Genomic DNA, 22,385 nt, shown 5'->3' with positions numbered 1-22,385 from the left:
ACTGTTTACTATGAGCCATGAACTAGTTTGGAAAAAACTTTCATCACATTATATCCACAAAGGCCCCTGGGCCACGCTTCGGAGCGACAGGTGCGAAATGCCAGACGGTCGCATTGTTGAAGACTACTACGTTTTAGAATACCCCAACTGGGTAAATGCTGTTGCGCTTACCGATGAAGGCAAGATCCTGATGGTGCAACAATACCGCCACGCAGCAGGCATCGTTTCTACCGAGCTTCCCGGAGGCGTAATTGAAGCAGGCGAATCTGCCGAAAATGGCCTGCGCCGCGAACTGCTGGAGGAAACCGGTTACCTGTTTGATGATTTTGAATTGTTGTGCGTTACCTACGCCAATCCATCTACCGCAAATAACTACACTTCTTGCTACCTGGCCCGCGGCGGCAAAAAAGTGCAGGACCAGGATTTGGATGAGCACGAAGAACTAATAGTTAATACCTACACCATCGACGAAGTAAAGCAACTGCTGGCCGAAAATAAAATAGCCCAGGCACTGCACTGCACCGGGCTATTTTATGCTTTGATGAAGCTGGAGGAAGAAAAAAAGGCGAAAGGTTAAGAAACTCACCAAAACCTTTCGCCTTTAACCTTTTAGCTTTCTGCTCTTTTCTTATGGTGTTTTAACAACAACCACCTTACGGATGCTGCTGTTATCCTGGTCGCTTACGTAAATATTGTTGTTGGAATCAACAGCTATTCCCTGTGGGTTGTTGAATAGCGCAGTTGTGCCGGCCCCATTTACCAGGCCTGTAGTGCCAACCGTTCCTGCCAATGTATATAATACATTCGAGGTGGTGCATTCCAGGATGCGGCCGCCCTCGTCAGCAATAAAAATATTGCCTTGCTTATCAAGCGCAAGCGCAACGGGCAGGTTAAGCAAAGTAGGTTGCGTAGGGCCGCCCGCTATGGTAGTAACTATGCCTGCGGCAGTAATTTTACGGATGGCGGAGTTGCCAAGGTCGGCAACGTAAACAATGCCTGCGGCATCAACAGCAACACCGGTTGGGTTATTAAAATAAGCGGCTGTTCCTGTAGCATTTACATATCCAGCCGTCTTAACGCCCGCAAGTGTAGTAACAACGCCTGCTTGTGTTATTTTGCGGATGGCGTTATTGCCATGGTCGGCAACATAAACATTTCCTGAAGCATCAACCGCCACGCCGGCGGGATTGTTAAACTCGGCAGAAGCAGCTGTAGTGCTGTTTACAAAACCGGCGGTTCCATTTCCTGCAAAGGTGCTTACCACGCCTGCTGCGGTTATCTTGCGGATTACGTTATTGCCAAAATCGGCAACGTAAATATTGCCTGAACCATCAGCGGCAACGCCGCTTGGGCCATAAAATTCGGCAGTTAACGCCGCGCCTTCGCTGTAACCAGGTGTTCCATTACCGGCAATAGTGCCTGCTAAACCACCCGTAGTAAGTGAGCGGATGCGGTTATTGTATGAATCGGCAACAAAAATATTGTTGGAGGCATCAGTAGCAATGCCCATCGGGTAATTAAACAGGGCGGCTGAACCCGAACCATTGGCATAGCCTGCCGCGCCGTTACCGGCAAGTGTGCTTATTGTTGTACTAACACCGCTAAGGCTGGCAACGGTAGTAAAGGTAACGGCATTCCCATATGCGATACCGCCGCTGTTGATGGCATAAGCGCGTACATAATAAGTGGTATTGGCGGTTAGTCCGGTTAAGTCAGTAGCATAGGTAACAGGTATTGTTGCCGTTGACGTTAATGTTGTGGTTACCTTATTATCTAAGGTGTTGGGCGCTTTATTGGTTGAGCTGTAGCAGACGCCGATTTCAGTTATATATGAGCCGCCGATGCTGGTAATGGTTCCCCCGCTTTGCGCTGTAGTTGATGTAAGGTTGATGATCAATCCCACCGTTGTAATAGTAGGCAAGGCGGAAGTTGTTGTGGTGCTGGCGGTTTTTTTGCAGCTGTTGGTTAAAAAAACAAGTGATAAAAGCACAGCAGACAGTGATGCTTTGCGGAAATAGGGGTTTTTCATGCAAAAAAAGATAAAGGGTGTAAAATTTATTCCATGCAGCTTGCGCTAAACAGTTTTATTTAAATGAACTGCAATTATATGATTCATATTATAGAAGTTAAAAAATTTAACAATTATTAACAGCAATGATACATTGCAAAGGCCAAAAATCAATTATTGGTAACCGGAGGGGTTACCAGGGCGGGCAGCGTATAATTGCGCTGGTTGCGCATAAACCGGCGAAGGTTTGCCCTTATCATGGCCACAAACTCATATTCGCTGGCGGTTTTGGTGGTGTAATAGCCCGGGCGGTACCGGTACATAAATGCGGTAAGCTTTGCATCGCGCAGGCCGGTAATTTTGCCCACATAGGTGCGGTTAAAGCGGGCATCGATGGTGTTTTGTTCGTAATCGCGCTGAATTTCTCCGCGCAGCTTCTCGGCATTGCGGCCTTCGCGGCTAAAGGCGTTCCAAAGGGCATCAATGCTCAGGCCTGCGCCGCCGCTGGATGGGCTGGTTAACAAGTCGCTATATGCCAATGAGCCATATGCCTTGCTAAACTCCTGCTTACTGGCGTGCATCCGCATCAGCGGGCTGAGCACTGTATCATGTATGGTAACCTCCTTCAGCACAATAGCCGTGCGGGCCATATAAATGGCTAGCGGCGCATCGCTTAAAACTTTTACGGTATCGGGGTAATATGCAAATTTGGTGAACACCAGGAAATCCCCCGGCGCGGCGTCGATTTTAAATTCGCCCTTCAGGTTATCATAGGCAGAGGCGCCTGTGGTGATGTTATGAATGCTGATGGTGGCAATGCGGTCCCTCGTGTCACGGTCAAATACAATACCCGCAACCGTTTTGTCCTGCGAAAAACATTTTAACCCTACGACCAGGAAGCAAAATACCAAACCCCATTTCATTGCAACACTAAAACTACAGCTTTCGGTCAATTTCAAGTATACTATTTAACAAAAATTAACAGGCCTACTTAGTCACTACAATCTTCTGGCCAATTTTAATATTGTTATCAGCCATGTTGTTCAGTGCCTTCAGGTCGTCAACAGTCAAACCAAAACGCTTGGAAATGTTATATAGTGTATCGCCCTGCCTAATGGTATAAGTTTTATCCGGCGGTGCCGGTAAAATTGCGGGGGTAGCTTGTATCGAATCCTTTTGGGCCTTTTCCTCCTTTTTGTCTATCTGCGTAAACACGCGGTCGACCCGTTTTATTTTGGAGACCTCACCTTCGGGGGCATCATATTGGTTAAGGTTATACTTCTGGATCAACCCGATCAACAGTTGCGGATACCTTGGATTGGTGGCATAGCCTGCCTTTTTCAGTCCGTATGCCCAACCCTGGTAATCGTTTTTATCCAGTTCAAAAAGCTTGCTGTAATTTTTCTTTTGCAGGAAGACGGAGTGATCCCGGAACGAATCTTCCGGCGAATCATAAACCCGGAAGCTATCGTTGGGGTTGTCATCATCCTTGTAATAAACCTTGCCCGTCCATGATGAGCCGGTTTTTATGCCGAAATGGTTATTGGCAACCCTGGCCAGCTCGCCGTTGCCGCTTCCTGACTCAAACATGCCCTGCGCCAACGTAATGCTCGCAGGGATGCCGTATTGGTTCATTTCCTTTATGGCAATGTCTTTATACTTATCAATATACTGTAATGATGTTAGCGGCGTGTAATTAGCGATGGCGTTACTATTAGCTTTTTGAACGCTTTTGTTGTTTTTGCGGGCCGTTCGACTTCCCACTGAGGTTTTGCGCGCCGAACATGCGGTGAATAAAACCAGGCCCATACATAAAAATACGAATTTCCTCATCCTTCAATAATAAATCAAATAATATCCGGCCAAATCAAGCCGGGGATTATCTCTTTTAACGGAGGTAAGGTTCAGGAGGTTACGTTAAACGCTATTATTGTGCTTTTTAGTTATTTTGGGCCAGCTGCGACGGGTTCGAAGTATCCGCAGGAGTAGCCGGGTTTTCGTCGAAATTGTAAAGCTGGTATTTTTTGATGATGCTCAGCACCTGGGCCGACCATTTGTGGCTGCTGCAGTAGCCATGCTTCTGGATGCCCTTTGCCCAGCCAGTATAGTCAAAGTGTGTGAACTTATCAGCAAGGCTGCTGAATTGGGCGCGCTCCGTCATGATGCGGGCAAAATCCTGGAACGAATCATAAACAGACTCGTAGCGCTTGTATTTTGTGGTTACTTTCTTTTTGTGCTTGTAGAAAACGGCGCCACCGCCGCCCTTTACACCGAACTGGTTGTTGAGGTTTTGCGCCAGTGTGCTGTTGCCGCAACCCGACTCATGCATGGCAACGCCCAAAACAATACTTGCCGGAACCCCGGTTTCGTGCATTATTCTAATGGCGTCGTCCTTAAACTGTTCAATGTATGATTTTGGGGTGTTTTTTTGTGCAGTAGCAAATAGTGCTGAAGCCAGCATCAGGGTAACTAGTACGAGTTTTTTCATAATTTACTTTTTTCTGATGACCAGCAATCCATCGCGCACGGGCAGAATCATTTTTTCTACACGGCTGTCTACGGAAATGCGGTCATTTAGTTCACGGATAAGTTGCGTATCGGCGTCGTTTTCTTCGCCATACACCTTTCCCTTCCACAAAACATTATCAATTATTATTAATCCTCCGGACCTTACTTTTTCGAATACGAGTTCAAAATAGGTATAATTATTCTTTTTATCAGCATCAATGAATACCAAATCCCAATTATCTGCCTGAATTTCAGGGATTATAGCCGTTGCCTCGCCGAAATGCAGCTTTATTTTTTTGCCAACATTTGTGGAATTAAAATGTGAATTAAGCATTTCTTCCAGTTCGCGGTTAACTTCGATGGTGTGGATAATGCCATCATCAGTTAAGCCCTCGGCAAGGCAAATGGTGGCATAGCCGGTAAAGGTGCCCACCTCCAGGATGTGCTTCGGCTGCACCATTTTGCTCAAAAAGCTAAGCACCCGACCCTGATAATGGCCCGACAACATGTGCGGACGCAACACCTTTAAATAGGTCTCGCGGTTGATGTTTTGCAGGGCTTCCGGCTCCGGCTCGCAGTGCTCATCAAGGTACGTTTGCAGGTCATTGGGTAGAATGTCCATGGGTGCAAAGATAAACCGTTGATTTTTATGATTCAAGGATTTTGCTGATTATTTGGGGGTTTAGCGAACGGTTTATTGCGTAATTGATTGATTATTACGTTGTTGTGCAAAGGCTTTATTAATGAGATGGCGTGAGTTTATGGCGTATTTTGAACCGTGATGTGCTTGATTTAGGGATGAAAGGATGATAGGAGAAGAGATTTTATGGCGTGAATATCGCACAGAGCGGACTCACCCGGAGACGACCGCTCTTGCGCAAACAGTAAAGAAATAGGGGAAATTTATACTGCTACTACTACCTCCTCCTACTTTCCCCAGCCATGAACTATGAACCATCCACCATGAACACACCCTCACAATTCTATCAACTTATGTCTAAGCGCGTACGACACCACGCCCACCCGGCTTTTCACGTTCAGTTTTTCGAATAGCGTATCGCGGTACCCGTCAACAGTGCGCTTGCTGATGTGCAGTTGAGCGGCAATTTCTGCGTAGGTGAGCTCTGTGCTCAATAGCTGTATAAACTGATGTTCGCGCACGTTCAGTACGGTTTGCATGGGCTTGTTGTAGGTGCTTAATAACAACTTTATCACGAACTCCGGAATGCACACTTCTCCGGCTGCAACCTTGCGTAATGACTGTTCCAGCTCACCGGGATCGAAATCCTTACACAGGTAGCACTTTACGCCCAGTTGGATCATTAATAAAATGGTTTCGTCCTTTTCAATCATCGCCAGTACGGCAATGGGGATGCATGGGTATTGCTTTTTAAGCCAGGTGGCAGTAGCCAGGCTGTCCTGGTTTCCATCATGAATATCCAGCAAAATAATATCAGGTTTGATTTTGGCTGACATTTGAGTTTTCATCTCGTCGCCGTTGCCGCACTCAAACAGCACGGTGAAACCCTCAAGGTTAGCTACAAGTTCCGCAATGCCCTTACGGAACAGTTTATGATCGTCAACCACCGCAACGTTTATGTTTTCCATGGTCTATAAATTGGTTCAAAATCATTCCCGGAGCAGGCCGGTTAGGTTGATTTCATATGTAAAATATCAAGCCATGTATAAGGCTTGTTACAGGTTTACGGAGCCGGCGCATTAAAGGTTTTGCCGACTATAAAGTTACGGCAGGCCAGTATGATAAAGTTAAGGAAAACAAGTATTTATTTTTCTGAAAATTCGGTTGAATTCAGTGGTTTTATACAGGAGCCTCATTGTATGCGGAAGTTCGGAGAAGTTTTCATTTTCACGGGTGACCATAAAAAAACAGGGCATCCGTTTATGGAAACCCTGCCGGTGAGCTTGCTGAAATAACACTAAGTATAATTTGTGCCCCTGTACTTATCTGTGTCCCCACCAAATTCTTAAAACCTCTATAACAAATATAATGCGTCAAAAAGCATCTTGCTTTAACAAGCCCGTACAAGATTGTACAACTTGGTTCACACAAATTTTATAGCGCGTTAAAGGGAATCGAAAGTATAATTCATCTTAAAACAGGGCGCCCCAGCCCCCGTGATCAACCGCAGGGTTTGTCTTGTTGCAGAGAAACAGGAAGATTGCTTTTATGTAGCAGCGCAATATGTCTTTATCATTCCTTCCGCACAATCTGGCTGTTCACTTCAATCTCCTTCAATAATCCGGCAGAGTTTGACGTGCTGCTGAATGCCTTATCAGGGTTGCTGTGCGAGAGCTTATCAAGGTCGCTTTCGGTTTGATCAAGCTGCTTGAATAAGTTATGGATCTCCTTCAGGTGCGAGTTAAAGAACCTAACCTTATTGTTGTAAGCATCTATCTTGTCATTATTAGCAGCTGCGGTTGCAGCCTTGGCAGTATCAGGAGCCATGCTGTTGTATGGCGACAGGTTATTTACCGTAGTTTCAATAGGCACTATAGATGGGTTGGCATCCTTGGGGTCAACTGCCTGCAGGGTGAGCTTTACCGGGTCGGGGTTGTAAGCCACCAAGCTTTTGTATTCATCAACAATGGCGGCGATTATTTTGTGCTGATCCGCGTAGGTATCCGCCATAATTTTGTTCCGCACGTTCTTCTTAAAGCTGTTGAACAGCAGGGAGGTAAAATCATAAGCCTTGGTACGCAGCACCGCATTTTGAACGGAATAATAATTGCTCAGCGTTTTATTCTTGGTATACATTACGCCCAGGTTGGTACTGAATACCTGCGCCGGCCCGCCCAGTGAAAGGTCAGCCTCGTTGCCGAAGTTATAATACTGCTTTCCGTAAATCTCCAGGTCGTCAATACGTTCGTATGACGACAGAAAGTAAAGCCTGTAGCGCTGGTATTCCTGGTCGGGGTTATCAATTTGGGCGTAGCAATTTTGCAGGAAGGTTTCCACGGCCTTGTCGTTAAACACCTGGTAAATATCGGCTTCGGGCGATGGCTTCCAGCGGATGAGAGAAAGTTTGGCTTTAAATTCGAGTTCGGCGGTATTGTTTACATGCAATGAGTCGAACATTTTTGCGACGAAGTAGCCCATTTGCGCGCCGGCCATCCCGCTCTTACCCTTGTTCACCATGGCGTAAAGGCTATCCTGGATGGTGAGGTAATTCTCGCTGTTGTTCCAGAACGATGGCTCAAGCGGCGGCAATAACAACCGGTTTGTTTTTACGTCGACAAAAATAAAGGTGCCCAGCGGGTACACATTCTGAAAGTTCTTTTCCAGCATCGACAGACTGCTCATGGACGATGAATCCATCTTCAGCAAAAAGTTCAGCACCTTGTTGTGCTCCAGCTTTACGCTCAATCCCTCCAGCGATTCAAAATTCGACGTTTGCTTTTCCGGTATGATAATGGGGACGTACACTATTTTGTCGCCGTTTTGCTGTAGCGCGGTGTAATCACGTTTAATGGTGACGGAGGTTTCATCCTCGGCGTCCTGCCCGTAAAAGGCAATGGTATCACCCTTGGCTAACGAAACTTCCTTTATCTTTTCCTCGCCGGGTTTCAACTTTAAAAGTGTCTTCAGTTTAAAATTGCCCGAGCTTTTGCTGATCTTATAAAACACGGCAACATTGGTTTTTGCAGTGTTCTTTATCTTGAACTTAAAGCCCGTCGCGTTAGTAAAAAAAGGGAATGACAGCAACATAACAGCCAGCACTTTTATTAAAAGCGGGTGTTTTTTTATGTTTTTTGTTGATTTAAGGGTACGTGAGAAGTTAGCCTTTGGGGTAAATAAAGCGGGAGAATCCATTTAACGTTTGTTATTTCATGTGGTATGTGCACAATAATAACGCTGTTTTATGCGGTTTAGTTTTTATGGGGGATAAAGGGGCTGTGGGAAATGAGGGTTAAGCGCGTACCAAAATGCAAACTAGCGATGGGTTTCAAACCCATCGCTAGTTTTGTTCAGGCCTTAAAAATTAGCCCTAACGTCTTCAGCCGTTTTGCCGACTTTTCCAAGTGCGTCTTCCGCGAATTGTTTGGCCTTGTCGAACCAATCCGGTGCGTTTTCGGCAAGGTCGTCGATGATGGATCGGCCATCCGGTCCTTTTTGAGTAATGTAGTTAATGCCGTATCCTACGGCAGCGCCAACTATAATGAATTTTAATAAGCCCATGTTTTTAAGTTTTTAAATAAAACGGCGATTGTTTAATAATATTTTGATGGCGATGGGCAAAACATGTTACAAACGCGACTTACTTTCGGTATAAAACATAGGCCGATGTAGCCGGAATAGTTATATCGCCGGTGCCAATGGTCCTGATTCCTTTAAGGTTAACCCCGTTTTCGTCAGCCGCCAAAGTCCATTTACCGGCGGGCTTTTTTATTGTTTTGGGCGAGGTATTGCCGTTAAGCACCACCAAAATATTCTTCCAGCTGTCGCCATTGGCATTGTTGCTGATTTTGTAGGCGATCAGGCCGGTGTCCCCGGTTTCGATAAATTTTAAATTGTCCTGGATCATTTTTGTCGATGGCATCCGGAAGGCAGGGTGTGCTTTGCGCAAGGCGACCATTCCCTTATAATAATCGAAAACGACCTTGTATTTTGTTTTGCGGCTCCAGTCGATTTTGTTGATGCTGTCGGGAGAGTTGTAGGAGTTGGCGATGCCCTTTTTGGTGCGTAAAAGCTCGGCGCCGGAATGCAGGAATGCCACCCCCTGCGAGGTAAGCACAATGGCGTTTGCCAGCTTGTCCATTTTTATCAGATCGGCTTCTGAGGCTTTGGGGTTACTGATCTTCAGCCTGTCGAACAGGGTGTTGTCGTCATGGCAGGAAACGTAGGTAATGGTTTGAAACGGTTCGGCGGCCCAGGGGGCTTTAGAGTAATTTACCTTTGTATAATCTACCTGCGTGTTGGGGGTCGACGCCACGATGCCGAACTTTACGCTTTCCTTTTTATCGGTGGCGCCGCTAACAAAACCTTTTTCTTTCAGGTCGCCCCAGCCGCCCTTGAGGCCGTCGCGCAGGTCATCGCCGAAGGCAGCAACCTCGTTTAATTTTGCCATGTTCTTTTTAACCGCACGCTGGTCTTCGGGCAGCGGACTGTTCCCTGCCGTCCAGCCCTCGCCATAAATAAAAATGGTGGGGTCTATTTTGTGCAGCGCGGCGCTAATTTGGTTCATGGTTTCAATGTCATGCACGCCCATCAGGTCAAACCGGAAACCGTCCAAATGGTATTCCTTAGCCCAATACACCACCGACTCGATCATAAACTTCCTTACCATCGCCCGTTCCGACGCTACTTCGTTGCCGCAGCCCGTTCCGTTAGCGTAGCTGCCATCGGCATTTTGGCGGTAAAAGTAGCCCGGCGCAAACTGGTTAAAGTTCGACCCTTTGGTATCGCTGGTATGGTTATACACCACGTCGAGGATCACCCGCAGGCCGTTTTTGTGCAGGGCCTGCACCATGGTTTTAAATTCGCGGATCCGCACATTGCCGTCGTAGGGGTTGGTGGCGTAGCTTCCCTCGGGGACGTTATAATTCAGCGGGTCATAGCCCCAGTTGTACTTGTTGGCCTCGGGTGTAGTTTCATCAACCGTGTTAAAATCAAACGAAGGCAGCAGGTGAACATGCGTTACGCCGAGCTGTTTGATATGGTCTAGGCCGGTGGGTTCGCCGTCGGGGCTTTTGGTGCCGGTTTCGGCAAGGCCCAAAAACTTGCCCTTGTTTTTTATGCCGGAGTTTGAGGAGATGGAGATATCGCGTACATGGGTTTCATATAACACAATGTCCGTAAAGTTTTTTTGCGCCGGTTTTTTGTCGTTCTGCCAGTTTTTGGGGTTGGTGGAGGCCAGGTCGGCCACCATGCCGCGCGCACCGTTAACGCCGACGGCACGGGCATAAATGTCGGGGCATTCCAGCAGCCATTTACCGTCCTGCATTACCTGGAAGGTGTAGTATTTATTTTTCAGGTCCTTTTTGATGGCCAGCTCCCAGGTGCCATTGAGGCCCTTTGTCATATTGGTTGTTGCGGTAGCCTCGCCGCCATTTCCGGCGTCGTACAAGCGCAACTTCACCTCGATCGCCCTTGGCGCCCACACTTTAAACACAGTTTGCTGCGGCGAATAGTTAACCCCGAGATCGTTCCCGGAATAGGCCGGATAATCAGCAAACAGATCTGTCTTGGGCGCAGGTTTAAAGGATGCAAGCATGGTGATACAAACAATGGTTATTACCAGGTTAAACTTTTTCATGATGGGTTGTAAATGGGTACCGGGTTGGTATAATTGCGGGGTAAAGATAGGATAATATTCAGTTGTTGGAGATAATGCCAAAAATGCGGGGCGCTTAAACGCAGCTTTTGAACTGCGAAGGGTATTTGTGTTATAACTTATACATCCTCCCGCTCATTTGCCGCGGGGGCTAGTCCTTTTTGTCTTGATACAAAAAGGACCAAAAAAATCAAGTCAGCCGAAAAGCTTCTTTGCGCACGGGGCCTTTTCAGCACAAACCCGGAAAGGCTGCGGGGCTGGAATGTTTTTGCCTTGTGACCTTGTCGCTTTGATACCTTAGATGCAAAAACTTCCTATGCCCCAACCCTCCGCTTTTGGCCGGCAGCCTTTCCGGGTTTCTTCCGAAGCTTGTCTGCTGACGGAGGAAAGAGTTTTTGGAGAACTAACAAAGGAGTGTCATGCTGAGGCACTCGAAGCATGCGGGCAAAGGCCTTTGCGCCCTGATTAGCATGAGGACAAGGCCACTGCGCACGTCGCCCTTCGAGTACCTCAGGGTGACACCCCATCCCAAGTTAAATAGGCTTTCGGGGCTCCTATGTGATGTGCAATAAGTCCATTTATGTGGCTTCATTCATGTGCAAACTTAATCCAATTCAACTCCGCCATTTAAACGATTTTTCATCTATCGCCCGCATGGTGCATAAAATGCCGTTCAAGTGGTCGTACTCGTGTTGTAAGAGTTCGGACAAATCGCCAGTCATTTTCCATTCCTGGGGGTGCCAGTTTTCGTCGAGGTAGTTTATGGTTAGTGACTGGTGCCTTTTTACCTTCACCAGCAAATTAGGGAAACTCATGCAATCGTCCCAAAGCTCAAAAAGGTCGGTGCTTAAGTTGTTTAATACAGGGTTGATGAATACAACGGGCTTGTCGATGTTCATATAAATAAGCCGTTTCATGATGCCAAGCTGCGGCGCTGCAATGGCCCTGCCGAAATTGTATTTCAGCCTGATCTCCTTCATAACATTATCCAGGTCAGCAACCCAGTCTTTAACCAGGGGCAGCTCCGTTTGCAAAACCGGTTCGCAGGTTTCATACAAGCGCGGATCGCCTAATAAAAGGAGGTGGGAAAGGCTTTTCATTTTTGATGATTGAAAGTTGGGGTAATATAGTGATATACGCGGGTTATTGAAATGCGGCTGTTGAGCTTCGAATGGTATTTTGTATTATAACCCGATGATCCTCCCGCTCAATTGCGCGGGGGCTGTTACTTTGTCTTGATACAAAGTAACCAGACCGAGCATAGCGAGATAATGAGTGCCTTAAAAAAACAAACCGCCCACGAATAACATCAAGTCAGCCGAAATGCTTCTTTGCGCACGTGGCCTTTTCAGCACAAACCCGAAAAGGCTGCGGGGCTGGAATGTTTTTGCCTTGTGACCCCGTCGCTTTGATACCTTGCATGCAAAAACTTCCTATGCCCCAGTCCGCCGCTCTTGGCCGGCAGCCTTTCCGGGTTTCTCCCGAAGCTTGTCTGCTGACGGAGGGAAAGGAATTTTTGGAAACCCTATTGCTTTTGGAAAGCGACGGCCCCGTGCGGATGCCTCCCCGGAAGCTACCGTGTACACATTTTTTAAGAACACGCGAATGACAATGAGCCGTAGGCTCTATCGCTTTGTAGAAAAACGTTGATTAAGATTTTGCCTCATGGAGGCTACCCAGCCGTTAGATTTGTAACCATCGTACCCGCATCGTGCCGGAAATGATGGTAAAGGGTAGCCACCTACGGGGCAAAACATTTTTCTTCCCATTAGCTACAAAGCGGTAGACCCTATGGGGCAGGAAAAATATGACTGACAAAAGATGTTGGTACACGGTAGCCACCGGGAAGGGTACAGGGAGGGGTTTCAGCGCCAGGTTTTTACATGCGATTAGCAAGGAGCTCAATTATTCACCGAAACCCGAAGCTTATCATCAACAGAGGCGTGGGCCTGGGTGAGGTTGTCCTCGTCGATGAAGCGGAACGTGACGTCGTGGGTGTGGTTTGTGGTTCCGATGATGCGCAGCAGCTCGTTGGTGATGCCCCGGGTTTGCTCGTCGTTGAGCCGGGACCGGGTCGACACGTAAATGGTGGTTTGGTTGATAAAGTTTACTCCGTGGGAGTCGTTTTGAACAGCGGTTGTCATAACAGTATGTTAATGGGGCCGATTGCGGTTCCCCTGCCCGGCCTGTATAATTATTGCTTTTTGTACAGGTGAAGGTAGCTTGCCCCGGCTTCCCCGGCAATAGGGCGGGTACCTGTTCTTATAGGTAAAATCACGGGTTATGGGATGCGTATAATTACGTGGGGAGAGTGTAGGGCAATTAAAAATTGTGCTGCTGTGCAACGTGGTTACCTAAACTCGGGCCACAAGCGAGGACGCTGTGCGGCAGCGGAAAAACGCTTGCGTCAGCAGGGGCAGAAAACAAATGATCGTCTTACATCCACACTATCACAGCACACAGGGCTATAACAGCAGGGAGCATTTGCTTGATAAAAATTACTTTTCCGGCCGTGAGGCCCCCATATAAACCAGCAGTTACCACGCAGCTTAAAAAGAATATCGCCACATTTTTTGACCATAACGGATCATTAATCAGCAAAGCCCATATTAAACCCGAAGCAAGAAAACCATTGTAAAGCCCCTGGTTGGCCGCGAGGCCCCGGGTTGGCTCAAATAATTCTGCGGGGAAGCTTTTAAAAGTCGACCGGCCTTTAGTGGTCCATGCAAACATTTCTATCCATAAAATATAAAAATGTTCAACAGCAACCAGGGCTATTAATATTAATGCAACAAGTTTCATGGTGGCGTAAGGTTGATTTTTATAAAATTATGTTAAATCTTCAACATTATACAAATATCACCAATCTAAAAAATTATTGCCATGTAAGGAGCAGCAGGAAGGGTCAAAGGGTCAGGATGGCCTGGCGCTGAGGCTATTTGCAACAGCAGGGGGCGAATTTTTATTAACCCCGATGCGAGCATTAGGGATGGCAGTGGATACCGGCCTTTGTTCAGTATGCAGTTTGTAGTTGGCAGTGGGCAGTGATCTTGCAGCGGGTTGATGGTTTGCAGCAATTGCGCCTAAGGGCTGTAGGCGTATGAACGTACAGCCCGGGCCGCAGGCAATGCCATTCTTTGGAAAAGTAGCAGTAAGCAGTTGGTAGTAGCAGTCCTTTTGCGTCGGGAGTTTTTTTGGGTTGTCCGGTGGTTTTAACTCAGGCAGGATCTTTGCATTACCCGCGTTACACCATGTGGCCGGTTAATTAAGACCGGGAAAAACTTTAAAACATGTACTTTATACTATACCTGAGCGCCGGCGTTAACTGGTTTACTGATAGCGACTTAATCGAGTTGCTGGCAGCCTGTAGTAGGAATAACAACCGCAACAGCATAACCGGCCTGCTGTTGTATGCGGATGGAAACTTTATCCAGTTATTGGAAGGCGAGGAAGCCGCCGTACTGGAAACCTATAAAAAAATCTCCCTCGACGAACGCCACCGCGGCATCACCGAAATAGCAAGCGGCCCCCTGGCAAATAGAAACTTCCCCGAATGGGCCATGGGCTTTAAATCCATCGGCGCCATCGGCAATACGCCGTTCAAAAAATACCTGGACCCGGCAACCAGTCCGGCAAACGACATCCAGGACAAGCACCTGGCCGTTAAAATGTTAAACGCCTTTATTAAAACGGCAAGGATGTAGGAGGGGGGTAAAAAGTTGGCGGTTTTTAGTTGGCAGGCATGTGGGTATAAACCCGGGGTTGTATTGGATGAACTTGGGCATCCTCCCGCTCAGTTGCCGCGGGGGCTAGTCCTTTTTGTCTTGATACAAAAAGGACCAAAAAAATCAAGACAGAAAAAAGCTTCCCCGCTGCATGCCAGACTCCCCGGCCCGCTTTTCTGTCAGGCCATTGCCCGCTTTTGTTTTTGGTTCAGCAAAATGATTTGGGGTTGCAAAAGCTTTCCCCCGTCAGCAGACAAGCTTCGGTAGAAATCCGAAAAAGCTGCCGACCTGCAGAGATGGGCTGGGGCATAGGAGATTTTTGCATAAAAGGTGTGCGTTGGAAAAGGTAGTCCGGCAAAAAGATTCCAGCCCCGCAGCTTTTGGGGATTTGTGCTGAAAAGGCCTCGTGCGCCAAGAAGCATTTCTGCTGACTTGATGTTATTCGTGGGCGGTTTGTTTTTTTAAGGCACTCATTATCTCGCTATGCTCGGTCTGGTTACTTTTGGATCAAGCCAAAAGTAACTAGGCCTCCGCGGCCATGAGCGGGAGGATTATTAGGTGGAAGAGTGCAGCTACATCTTGTCTCCGAAAGACTTTCGCAGAGAACCCTGCGATGGTTTGCAGAAATGCATGAGTAGCGTATAATTTCTGTCGCACACTAAGCAAGCGTCGAAGGGGGGCACTTTCAGGAATCCGCGAGGGCGGAAGTTCAACCCTAACAAATTGTTACATAATTAAATTTCCTCGATTATAGATTTACCATTGGAATGATCACCAGAAGTCCACTGCCAGGTTTCATGAAGCCTAATCTTATTGTTTTTTAGAACTTCCGGAACTGATCTGCAAATCCCTGTCATGAGTTTTCCTTCCTCATTCACCTGGTGATATCTAATATCAATTACACCGTCTTCATTTACCACTCCTATTAAATGCCCTAGCTTAATTTTTCCACCGGAGTATGCGGCCGTTATTATTTTACCACTTTGCACATAATGGAAAATTGTTTCAGAGGAGGTCTCTCCATTGTCTGTGTTGCTAATTGTAGAGAAGGATCGGTTATTATAATCTATCATGTCAGTAAAATTAGCGTATAAATCACAAAACAACGAAATAGTGCCTCCAATCCCCGTAGGGCTTTGGAGGCGCGCTTACCCCCTCCGTCTCCTCGCAGAGACACCTCCCCCTAAATTAGGGGAAGGGAAGAGCTTGTTGGATACCCAGGGGCTGCTGGGGTTAGCGGTATAGTTGAACTTTTCGGGCACCCGACTTGCAGGCGGGTTTACCCCCTCCGTCTCCTCGCGGAGACACCTCCCCCTAACTTAGGGGGAGAGAAGAGCTTTTTGGATACCCAGGGGGTTGCTGATTAGCGGTATACCTGAACTTTCCTGTCCGTGCAGGGCCGCCCCTTACTGTTTCTTCAGCTTATAGGTATAGGTTACATTTAACTCGGTTTTGCTGAACAACAGGCTATCGCCCTTAAGGGTATAGCTATAACTGTTGCTCAGGGCCGCTTCTGAATTAATGGAGGTATTGTCGGGAAAGGCTTCGAGATCGGTAAAATTTAGGGTGCTGCCGGTTGCCTGTACCGCACCCCCGCCCACCGTGATATAAGCGGCACTTTGCCCCGACTGGAAATTATCACCCGAAATTATCAACTGCACTGCAAACGGACCGGGTTGCGCCGCGCCATTGGTAGGATGATCGGGTCTTGCATCAAACATGCCGGTGTAGGTTCCTGTTAATTGAGGGTTGTGTTTATCCTTTTTACAGGCGCTCACACTTGCCAGGATCACGGCCAGTATTAAAATAGATCTTGCTTTCATAATAATTGGTTTTTCACCCTTACGCGGTAAACTGGCCGGGTGATACAGATAATTTGGGAATTTCAACCAATGGGGTGTTTTTTTCAACCGATGGAGGCGGTGAACTTTTGGGACACCCGATTTTACCCCCTCCGTCTCCTCGCGGAGACACCTCCCCCCCTAATTTTAGGGGGAGGGAAGAGCTTTGTGCATACCCGAACACTAAATAGCTTTGGTTTTTAAGTTCTCGTACAAAAGATTATGGTTTCCAAAATGAATTCCCCGTCAGCAGACAAGCCTCGGAAGAAATCCGGAAAAACAGGTGGCCTTAAGAGGTGGGAAAGGGCATAGGAAATTTTTGCATAATGGTTCTTCGCCTGAAAGGGTCTCACTGCAAAAAGATTCCGGCCCGTGGTTTTTTCGGATTTGTGCTGAAAAGGCCTCGTGCGCCAAGAGGCCTTTCTGGTGACTTGATGTTATTCGCGTTTTGTTTGTTTTTTTAATGGCGCTCATTATCTCGCTATGCTCGGTCTTGTTTTTTTTGTCAAGAAAAAAGAAATAGGCCTCCGCGGCTATGAGCGGGAGGATCATTAAGTGGTAGAATGAAGCAACCTTCGTAGGAATAAAGCTAAAATTTAGGAAAATCGAAGCAGCGGACAGTCCCACGTTTCGCCGCTAATCAGCATATAAACACAGTTCACCCCTAACCCCACCTCTTTTCCCCATAAACCATTATATTTGCTGCATGACTAAAGAACAAGTTCAGGATTTAAGGGATAGAATAACTTCCCTGAGGAGGCATCTTTGACATCGATAAGAAACTCGATGCACTGCAAATTGAACAGGATATAACGATTGGCCCCCATTTTTGGGATCACCCCAAGGAAGCCGAAAAGGTGCTGGCCTCCATCAAAACCAAAAAAGTTTGGACCGACGCCTTTCAGAAGGTATTGGCCACGGTGGAGGATACCGGGGTGCTTTATGAATTCTTCCAGGCGGGTGATGCTACCGAAGCCGAAATGCAGGAGCAATATAACGCCGCAATAAAAGAGGTTGAAGAGCTTGAGTTCAAGAACATGCTCTCGGCTGAGGAGGACCAGTTTAACGCCGTACTACAGATTACCGCAGGCGCAGGCGGCACCGAAAGCTGCGACTGGGCCGGCATGCTAATGCGCATGTATATTATGTGGGGCGAAAAGCATGGCTACAAGGTTACCGAACAGGATTTCCAGGAAGGCGACGTTGCCGGTGTAAAAACCGTTACCCTGCAAATTGAGGGCGACTTTACCTACGGCTACCTCAAAGGCGAAAACGGCGTTCACCGTCTCGTCCGCATCTCTCCGTTCGACTCCAATGCCAAACGCCATACGTCGTTTGCGTCGGTGTATGTTTACCCGCTGGTTGATGATACCATCGAGATTGAGGTAAAGGATGCGGATATTGAATTTGAAACCTTCCGTTCAGGCGGCGCAGGCGGACAAAACGTAAACAAGGTGGAAACTGCGGTGCGTTTATATCACAAGCCGTCGGGAATCATTATCAAGAACCAGGAATCGCGCTCACAGTTGCAGAACAAGGAGAATGCGATCAGGTTACTGAAGTCGCAGTTGTATGAGGCGGAGATGCGCAAGCGCATGGAGCTGAGCAACGCGGTTGAAGGCAACAAGAAAAAGATTGAATGGGGCTCGCAGATCCGTAACTACGTGCTGCACCCTTATAAGCTGGTTAAGGACCTCCGCACAGATCACGAAACATCAAACGCCGCCGGCGTACTTGACGGCGACCTGGATGATTTCCTGAAAGCCTATTTAATGGAGTTCGGCGGGCCGAAGAGTTGATGATGCTTCAATTTCAAATAGCGATGGGTTTCAAACCCATCGCTATTTGAAAATATTAATACTTCGCTCCCCTTGTTGCGACAACCGGCTCCAAATAAAGCTCGCGAATAAATAGTTCCCTTACCTTTTCAGACACTTCGTTATGATTGACGGTTGATGCATTTTTGCGGCAGTTGCGGTAATGTTCGCGGGAGATCTTTTCAGCCAGATCACCTAAGGTTTTAACCTGCATTTCTTTGCCGAATTTACCGGCCAGCACTAAGCCTGCTACCGATAATATCAACCCAACAGCGGCAAAAACAGGCCAAAAGAATAAGCCAATTGCAGATGCGCCAAGGATCAGCGAGAAAATAAACACAACCGATCCTTTTGGTTTCAGCAGGTTCATTTTAAAGCCCATTTCCTTTTCAATTTCAGCGATTACCTGCAAGCGGGTATCGCGCGGAAAAATGTCGCAGAGTTTGGTTTGTGGTTTTATTAGCTCTTTATCCGCAGGGACAGATAAGTTGATGGCATTACGCAGGATGTAAAACGCGTGCTGTGTTGAGCATGCATCGGCGTTTTTGAGCTTCATCTTTTTAACAACAGCGTCGCAAAGGCCGCTGAAGTTTTTTATGGGGTTGAGGTCTTCCTGCTCAAACCTGATGTCAAATGAATGCTGGATCTTCGTCAGCATGTGGGTGATATCAGCCGGGTCAATCGTGTTTAAATTGATGGTCCGGTTATCATTCTTAAAGTTAACTTTCAAAACAAATTCACTAAGTGAAACCATAGCTTACCGGCGCTGAAAACAACACCGGTAAACTTTAATTTTGGCAGCGCAAAATATTTGCTACCTGCTTAAGTACATTGATTTTTCTTTGTATAGATGCCTGAAGTAGGGGTCCTGCAGGTTGGGTATAAAACGGATAGCCTCGCCGGTCGACTTCATTTCGGGGCCAAGCTCCTTATTTACTTCCGGGAATTTATCAAAGCTGAACACAGGTTCTTTTATGGCATAACCCCATAATTTGCGTTCGATGGTAAAGTCTTTTAATTTATTGGCGCCCAGCATTACTTTAGCAGCAATGTTGATGTAAGGCACGTCGTATGCTTTGGCGATGAATGGCACCGTACGTGATGCACGCGGGTTAGCCTCAATCACATACACCTTGTCGTTTTTAACCGCGAACTGGATGTTCAGCAGGCCGATCACGTTCAAAGCCTTCGCAATTTTAACGGTGTATTCTTCTATCTGGGCTATCACGCTGTCCGACAAATCAAACGGTGGCAATACGGCGAATGAATCGCCTGAGTGGATGCCCGCAGGTTCGATGTGCTCCATGATTCCCACAATGTGTACATCGTCGCCATCGCTTATCGAGTCCGACTCTGCTTCGGCAGCACGGTCAAGGAAGTGGTCGATCAGCACGCGGTTGCCGGGAAGATTTTTCAGCAGGCTTACTACGGCCTTTTCCAGATCCTCGTCGTTGATCACGATGCTCATGCCCTGCCCGCCTAACACGTAGCTTGGGCGAACCAGCACCGGGTAACCTACCTGGTGCGCAACTTCAATAGCTTCTTCGGCGCTTTCGGCAACACCATATTTAGGGTAAGGGATGTCAAGGTCTTTTAACAGGTCGGAGAAGCGTCCGCGATCCTCGGCGATGTCCATGTCATTGAACGAGGTGCCGATGATCCTGATGCCATGCTGGTGCATTTTCTCCGCCATTTTAAGGGCAGTCTGCCCGCCAAGCTGAACGATCACACCATAAGGTTTCTCCAGCTCGATGATCTCGCGCACATGCTCCCAGAAAACCGGCTCAAAGTATAGCTTGTCGGCCATGTTAAAGTCGGTACTTACTGTTTCGGGGTTACAGTTCACCATGATGGCTTCAAAGCCGGCTTCTTTTGCGGCAAGCAGACCGTGAACGCAGCTGTAGTCGAACTCAATCCCCTGGCCAATACGGTTAGGGCCCGAGCCTAATACGATGATCTTTTTCTTATCAGATACGATGGACTCATTTTCGCCCTCGTACGTAGAGTAGTAGTAAGGTGTTTTGGCGGGGAACTCTGCCGCGCAGGTATCCACCATTTTGTAAACGCGGTGCATGCCCAACGCTTTGCGGCGCTGGTAAACATCCTCCTCGGTTACGTTGCCCAATATGTAGGCAATCTGGGTATCTGAAAATCCTTTTTGTTTCAGGGTGAAAAGGAAGTCTTCAGGAATGTTATTCAGTGAATATCTCCTCAATTCATTTTCCAGGTTCACCACATCGGCAATCTGGTTCAGGAACCAGCGGTCAATTTTGGTAGCTTTACGTACCGATTCGATCGGCACACCTAAACTTAAAGCATCATAAATGTGGAACAACCTGTCCCAGCTTGGATGCTCCAGGCTGTGCATGATCTCTTCCAGGTTACGGCTCTGGCGACCATCGGCCCCAAGACCGGCACGACCGATCTCCAAACTCTGGCAGGCCTTCTGCAACGCTTCTATAAAGCTGCGGCCTATGCCCATCACCTCACCAACAGACTTCATCTGCAGGCCAAGCTCGCGGTTAGCGCCTTTAAATTTATCGAAGTTCCAGCGGGGGATCTTCACGATCACGTAATCCAGCGTCGGTTCAAAATAGGCCGAGGTTGTTTTGGTGATCTGGTTTTCTATTTCGTCGAGGTTGTAACCTATGGCCAGCTTTGCAGCTATTTTGGCGATAGGGTAACCGGTTGCTTTTGATGCAAGTGCCGATGAACGCGATACGCGCGGGTTAATTTCTATGGCGATGATGGCTTCGTCGGCAGGGTTTACCGAGAACTGCACGTTACAGCCGCCGGCGAAGTTGCCGATGGCGCGCATCATGCGGATAGCCTGGTTACGCATATCCTGGTAGCAGCGGTCGCTCAGGGTCATGGCCGGGGCCACGGTGATCGAGTCGCCGGTATGGATGCCCATCGGGTCGAAGTTCTCGATAGAGCAGATGATGATCACGTTGTCGTTGCTGTCGCGCAGTAATTCCAGCTCGTATTCCTTCCAGCCTAAAACCGCCTGCTCCACCAATACCTCGTGGGTTGGCGACGCCTGCAAACCGCGACTAAGCGCCGCATCAAAGTCTTCTTTTTTATGTACAAAGCCTGCGCCTTTACCACCCAGCGTATAGCTCGGGCGAATAACCAGCGGGAAACCGATCTGCTGCGCAGCTTCTTTACCTTCTAAAAACGAGTTGGCTATTTTTGAGGTTGCTACACCCACGCCAATGTCCACCATCAGCTGGCGGAAAGCCTCGCGGTTTTCTGTTTTCTCGATTGCGGCTAAATCAACACCAACAATCTTCACCCCGTACTTTTCCCAGATGCCGCGCTCTGCACAGGCAATACACAGGTTGAGCGCAGTTTGGCCCCCCATGGTAGGCAACACGGCATCAATATGCTGTTCCTGCAAGATCTTTTCGATACTTTCGGGTTCAAGGGGGAGCAGGTACACATGATCGGCAATAACCTTGTCCGTCATGATGGTGGCGGGGTTGCTGTTGATGATGGAAACCGAGATGCCTTCATCCTTAAGGGAAAGGGCAGCTTGTGAACCGGCATAATCAAACTCGCAGGCCTGGCCTATAATAATAGGACCTGAACCAATAATTAAAACGGATTTTATGGAGGTGTCTTTGGGCATCTTCTTTATTTTTCAAGAGAGCCGCTGCGAAATGCCAACTTTAAAACATCCGGGATTGGTGGCGCGCATTCCGCAATTCGGTATTCTTCTTGTCGGGGTGCAAAGATACGTTTTGTGAGAACATGTTTATACATTTTTTTGAATTAGTTGTGGGGGGAGTCCGGAAGTCGGAAAAGTCCGGAAGACCGGGAGATTTTTTTGGTAAATGTTGCTTCATTCTTTCCCCGGAGGCGGTGGCACTACAGTCGCTTACAGGGTTATGCTTTCCGCCCTTGTTAGCGTATTGTTCGGATGATCACAACAAGACTATTTTGTCATTCTGAGATATTAAATCCGTTGGATTCTGAAGGTGAAATGACAAAAAAAGGGTGTCATGCACAAGCCTGCACTGAGGCTCTCGAAGTGAAGCATGTGGGCAAAGGCCTTTGCACCTTGCTCAGCACGCGGACCGGCCACTGCGCACGTCGCTCTTCGAGTGCCTCAGAGTGACACCCATTCCTAGGGTAAAATAACTTGTCATAGGTAACATAGTGAAGCTCAAGAGATAGTTCTTCGCTCTCGC

19 protein-coding genes are annotated in these 22,385 nt (G+C 47.7%); 3 read left to right on the top strand and 16 right to left on the bottom strand.

Annotated elements, in window-relative coordinates; translation table 11 throughout:
• The first annotated feature begins 10 nt into the window (after positions 1 to 10).
• On the top strand, positions 11 to 577 hold the full coding sequence (locus KXD93_RS25040) for an NUDIX hydrolase (RefSeq protein ID WP_258140211.1): 567 nt from the start codon (positions 11 to 13) through the stop codon (positions 575 to 577).
• 51 nt (positions 578 to 628) lie between these two features.
• On the opposite strand, the gene KXD93_RS25035 is transcribed toward KXD93_RS25040, so the two are convergent.
• The 12 genes from KXD93_RS25035 to KXD93_RS24980 form a co-directional block, all read right to left on the bottom strand.
• Positions 629 to 2,029 (bottom strand): NHL repeat-containing protein, encoded by a 1,401-nt coding sequence (locus tag KXD93_RS25035; RefSeq protein WP_258140209.1) that lies wholly within the window; start codon positions 2,027 to 2,029, stop codon positions 629 to 631.
• Between the two features lie 149 nt (positions 2,030 to 2,178).
• Positions 2,179 to 2,967 (bottom strand): peptidase associated/transthyretin-like domain-containing protein, encoded by a 789-nt coding sequence (locus KXD93_RS25030; protein WP_258140208.1) that lies wholly within the window; start codon positions 2,965 to 2,967, stop codon positions 2,179 to 2,181.
• Between the two features lie 28 nt (positions 2,968 to 2,995).
• Complete coding sequence (locus KXD93_RS25025; protein WP_258140206.1) at positions 2,996 to 3,841, bottom strand: glucosaminidase domain-containing protein; 846 nt, start codon at positions 3,839 to 3,841, stop codon at positions 2,996 to 2,998.
• Positions 3,842 to 3,947: 106 nt separating this feature from the next.
• Entirely contained in the window at positions 3,948 to 4,496 is a 549-nt protein-coding gene (locus tag KXD93_RS25020; RefSeq protein WP_258140205.1) for a glucosaminidase domain-containing protein, read from the bottom strand.
• A 3-nt stretch (positions 4,497 to 4,499) separates the two neighbouring features.
• Entirely contained in the window at positions 4,500 to 5,138 is a 639-nt protein-coding gene (locus KXD93_RS25015) for an O-methyltransferase (protein ID WP_258140203.1), read from the bottom strand.
• A 353-nt stretch (positions 5,139 to 5,491) separates the two neighbouring features.
• Positions 5,492 to 6,124 (bottom strand): response regulator, encoded by a 633-nt coding sequence (locus KXD93_RS25010; RefSeq protein WP_258140201.1) that lies wholly within the window; start codon positions 6,122 to 6,124, stop codon positions 5,492 to 5,494.
• A 604-nt stretch (positions 6,125 to 6,728) separates the two neighbouring features.
• Entirely contained in the window at positions 6,729 to 8,348 is a 1,620-nt protein-coding gene (locus KXD93_RS25005) for a hypothetical protein (RefSeq protein ID WP_258140199.1), read from the bottom strand.
• A 162-nt stretch (positions 8,349 to 8,510) separates the two neighbouring features.
• Positions 8,511 to 8,714, bottom strand: coding sequence for a YtxH domain-containing protein (locus tag KXD93_RS25000; RefSeq protein WP_258140197.1), 204 nt, complete (start codon positions 8,712 to 8,714; stop codon positions 8,511 to 8,513).
• A gap of 79 nt (positions 8,715 to 8,793) precedes the next feature.
• The gene (gene pulA, locus KXD93_RS24995; RefSeq protein ID WP_258140196.1) at positions 8,794 to 10,791 is read right to left on the bottom strand and encodes a type I pullulanase; all 1,998 of its coding nucleotides are present in this window, start codon (positions 10,789 to 10,791) and stop codon (positions 8,794 to 8,796) included.
• Between the two features lie 632 nt (positions 10,792 to 11,423).
• A complete protein-coding gene (locus tag KXD93_RS24990; protein ID WP_258140194.1) occupies positions 11,424 to 11,909 on the bottom strand; it encodes a peptide deformylase in 486 nt (161 codons plus the stop codon).
• Positions 11,910 to 12,710: 801 nt separating this feature from the next.
• The gene (locus KXD93_RS24985; RefSeq protein WP_258140192.1) at positions 12,711 to 12,953 is read right to left on the bottom strand and encodes a hypothetical protein; all 243 of its coding nucleotides are present in this window, start codon (positions 12,951 to 12,953) and stop codon (positions 12,711 to 12,713) included.
• Positions 12,954 to 13,245: 292 nt separating this feature from the next.
• Positions 13,246 to 13,611: a DUF1304 domain-containing protein gene (locus tag KXD93_RS24980; protein ID WP_258140190.1), complete on the bottom strand. Its 366-nt coding sequence runs from the start codon at positions 13,609 to 13,611 to the stop codon at positions 13,246 to 13,248.
• A 488-nt stretch (positions 13,612 to 14,099) separates the two neighbouring features.
• On the opposite strand from KXD93_RS24980, the gene KXD93_RS24975 reads away from it, so the two are divergent.
• Positions 14,100 to 14,513, top strand: a complete 414-nt coding sequence (locus tag KXD93_RS24975; RefSeq protein WP_258140189.1) for a BLUF domain-containing protein — start codon at positions 14,100 to 14,102, stop codon at positions 14,511 to 14,513.
• Positions 14,514 to 15,268: 755 nt separating this feature from the next.
• Here the strand turns inward: KXD93_RS24975 and KXD93_RS24970 are convergent.
• The gene (locus KXD93_RS24970; RefSeq protein ID WP_258140188.1) at positions 15,269 to 15,607 is read right to left on the bottom strand and encodes an avidin-fold protein; all 339 of its coding nucleotides are present in this window, start codon (positions 15,605 to 15,607) and stop codon (positions 15,269 to 15,271) included.
• Positions 15,608 to 15,940: 333 nt separating this feature from the next.
• Entirely contained in the window at positions 15,941 to 16,357 is a 417-nt protein-coding gene (locus KXD93_RS24965) for a hypothetical protein (RefSeq protein WP_258140187.1), read from the bottom strand.
• Between the two features lie 724 nt (positions 16,358 to 17,081).
• On the opposite strand from KXD93_RS24965, the gene prfB reads away from it, so the two are divergent.
• Positions 17,082 to 18,174 (top strand): peptide chain release factor 2 gene (gene prfB / locus KXD93_RS24960; protein WP_258140185.1). Its coding sequence is split into 2 segments (ribosomal slippage): positions 17,082 to 17,141 and positions 17,143 to 18,174, totalling 1,092 coding nucleotides; the frame shifts between segments, so codons are not numbered across the junction.
• Between the two features lie 55 nt (positions 18,175 to 18,229).
• On the opposite strand, the gene KXD93_RS24955 is transcribed toward prfB, so the two are convergent.
• Together KXD93_RS24955 and carB are read right to left on the bottom strand one after the other, a co-directional pair.
• Complete coding sequence (locus KXD93_RS24955) at positions 18,230 to 18,922, bottom strand: hypothetical protein (RefSeq protein WP_258140184.1); 693 nt, start codon at positions 18,920 to 18,922, stop codon at positions 18,230 to 18,232.
• 84 nt (positions 18,923 to 19,006) lie between these two features.
• Positions 19,007 to 21,823: a carbamoyl-phosphate synthase large subunit gene (gene carB, locus KXD93_RS24950; RefSeq protein WP_258140183.1), complete on the bottom strand. Its 2,817-nt coding sequence runs from the start codon at positions 21,821 to 21,823 to the stop codon at positions 19,007 to 19,009.
• Positions 21,824 to 22,385: the final 562 nt, after the last annotated feature.

It is taken from the genome of Mucilaginibacter phenanthrenivorans, from assembly GCF_024721155.1.
GTDB lineage: Bacteria > Bacteroidota > Bacteroidia > Sphingobacteriales > Sphingobacteriaceae > Mucilaginibacter > Mucilaginibacter phenanthrenivorans.
This window is presented reverse-complemented; position numbering and strand designations above follow the sequence as displayed.

What these genes read in the sequence shown, in the direction of transcription:
- KXD93_RS25035 (WP_258140209.1), bottom strand. Translation starts at nt 2,029, where the DNA reads ATGAAAAACCCCTATTTCCGCAAAGCATCACTGTCTGCTGTGCTTTTA.
- KXD93_RS24965 (WP_258140187.1), bottom strand. Translation starts at nt 16,357, where the DNA reads ATGAAAGCAAGATCTATTTTAATACTGGCCGTGATCCTGGCAAGTGTG.
- KXD93_RS24975 (WP_258140189.1), top strand. Translation starts at nt 14,100, where the DNA reads ATGTACTTTATACTATACCTGAGCGCCGGCGTTAACTGGTTTACTGAT.
- carB (WP_258140183.1), bottom strand. Translation starts at nt 21,823, where the DNA reads ATGCCCAAAGACACCTCCATAAAATCCGTTTTAATTATTGGTTCAGGT.
- KXD93_RS25040 (WP_258140211.1), top strand. Translation starts at nt 11, where the DNA reads ATGAGCCATGAACTAGTTTGGAAAAAACTTTCATCACATTATATCCAC.
- KXD93_RS24985 (WP_258140192.1), bottom strand. Translation starts at nt 12,953, where the DNA reads ATGACAACCGCTGTTCAAAACGACTCCCACGGAGTAAACTTTATCAAC.
- KXD93_RS24980 (WP_258140190.1), bottom strand. Translation starts at nt 13,611, where the DNA reads ATGAAACTTGTTGCATTAATATTAATAGCCCTGGTTGCTGTTGAACAT.
- KXD93_RS25005 (WP_258140199.1), bottom strand. Translation starts at nt 8,348, where the DNA reads ATGGATTCTCCCGCTTTATTTACCCCAAAGGCTAACTTCTCACGTACC.
- KXD93_RS25025 (WP_258140206.1), bottom strand. Translation starts at nt 3,841, where the DNA reads ATGAGGAAATTCGTATTTTTATGTATGGGCCTGGTTTTATTCACCGCA.
- KXD93_RS24970 (WP_258140188.1), bottom strand. Translation starts at nt 15,607, where the DNA reads ATGATAGATTATAATAACCGATCCTTCTCTACAATTAGCAACACAGAC.
- pulA (WP_258140196.1), bottom strand. Translation starts at nt 10,791, where the DNA reads ATGAAAAAGTTTAACCTGGTAATAACCATTGTTTGTATCACCATGCTT.
- KXD93_RS24990 (WP_258140194.1), bottom strand. Translation starts at nt 11,909, where the DNA reads ATGAAAAGCCTTTCCCACCTCCTTTTATTAGGCGATCCGCGCTTGTAT.
- KXD93_RS25010 (WP_258140201.1), bottom strand. Translation starts at nt 6,124, where the DNA reads ATGGAAAACATAAACGTTGCGGTGGTTGACGATCATAAACTGTTCCGT.
- KXD93_RS25015 (WP_258140203.1), bottom strand. Translation starts at nt 5,138, where the DNA reads ATGGACATTCTACCCAATGACCTGCAAACGTACCTTGATGAGCACTGC.
- KXD93_RS25000 (WP_258140197.1), bottom strand. Translation starts at nt 8,714, where the DNA reads ATGGGCTTATTAAAATTCATTATAGTTGGCGCTGCCGTAGGATACGGC.
- KXD93_RS25020 (WP_258140205.1), bottom strand. Translation starts at nt 4,496, where the DNA reads ATGAAAAAACTCGTACTAGTTACCCTGATGCTGGCTTCAGCACTATTT.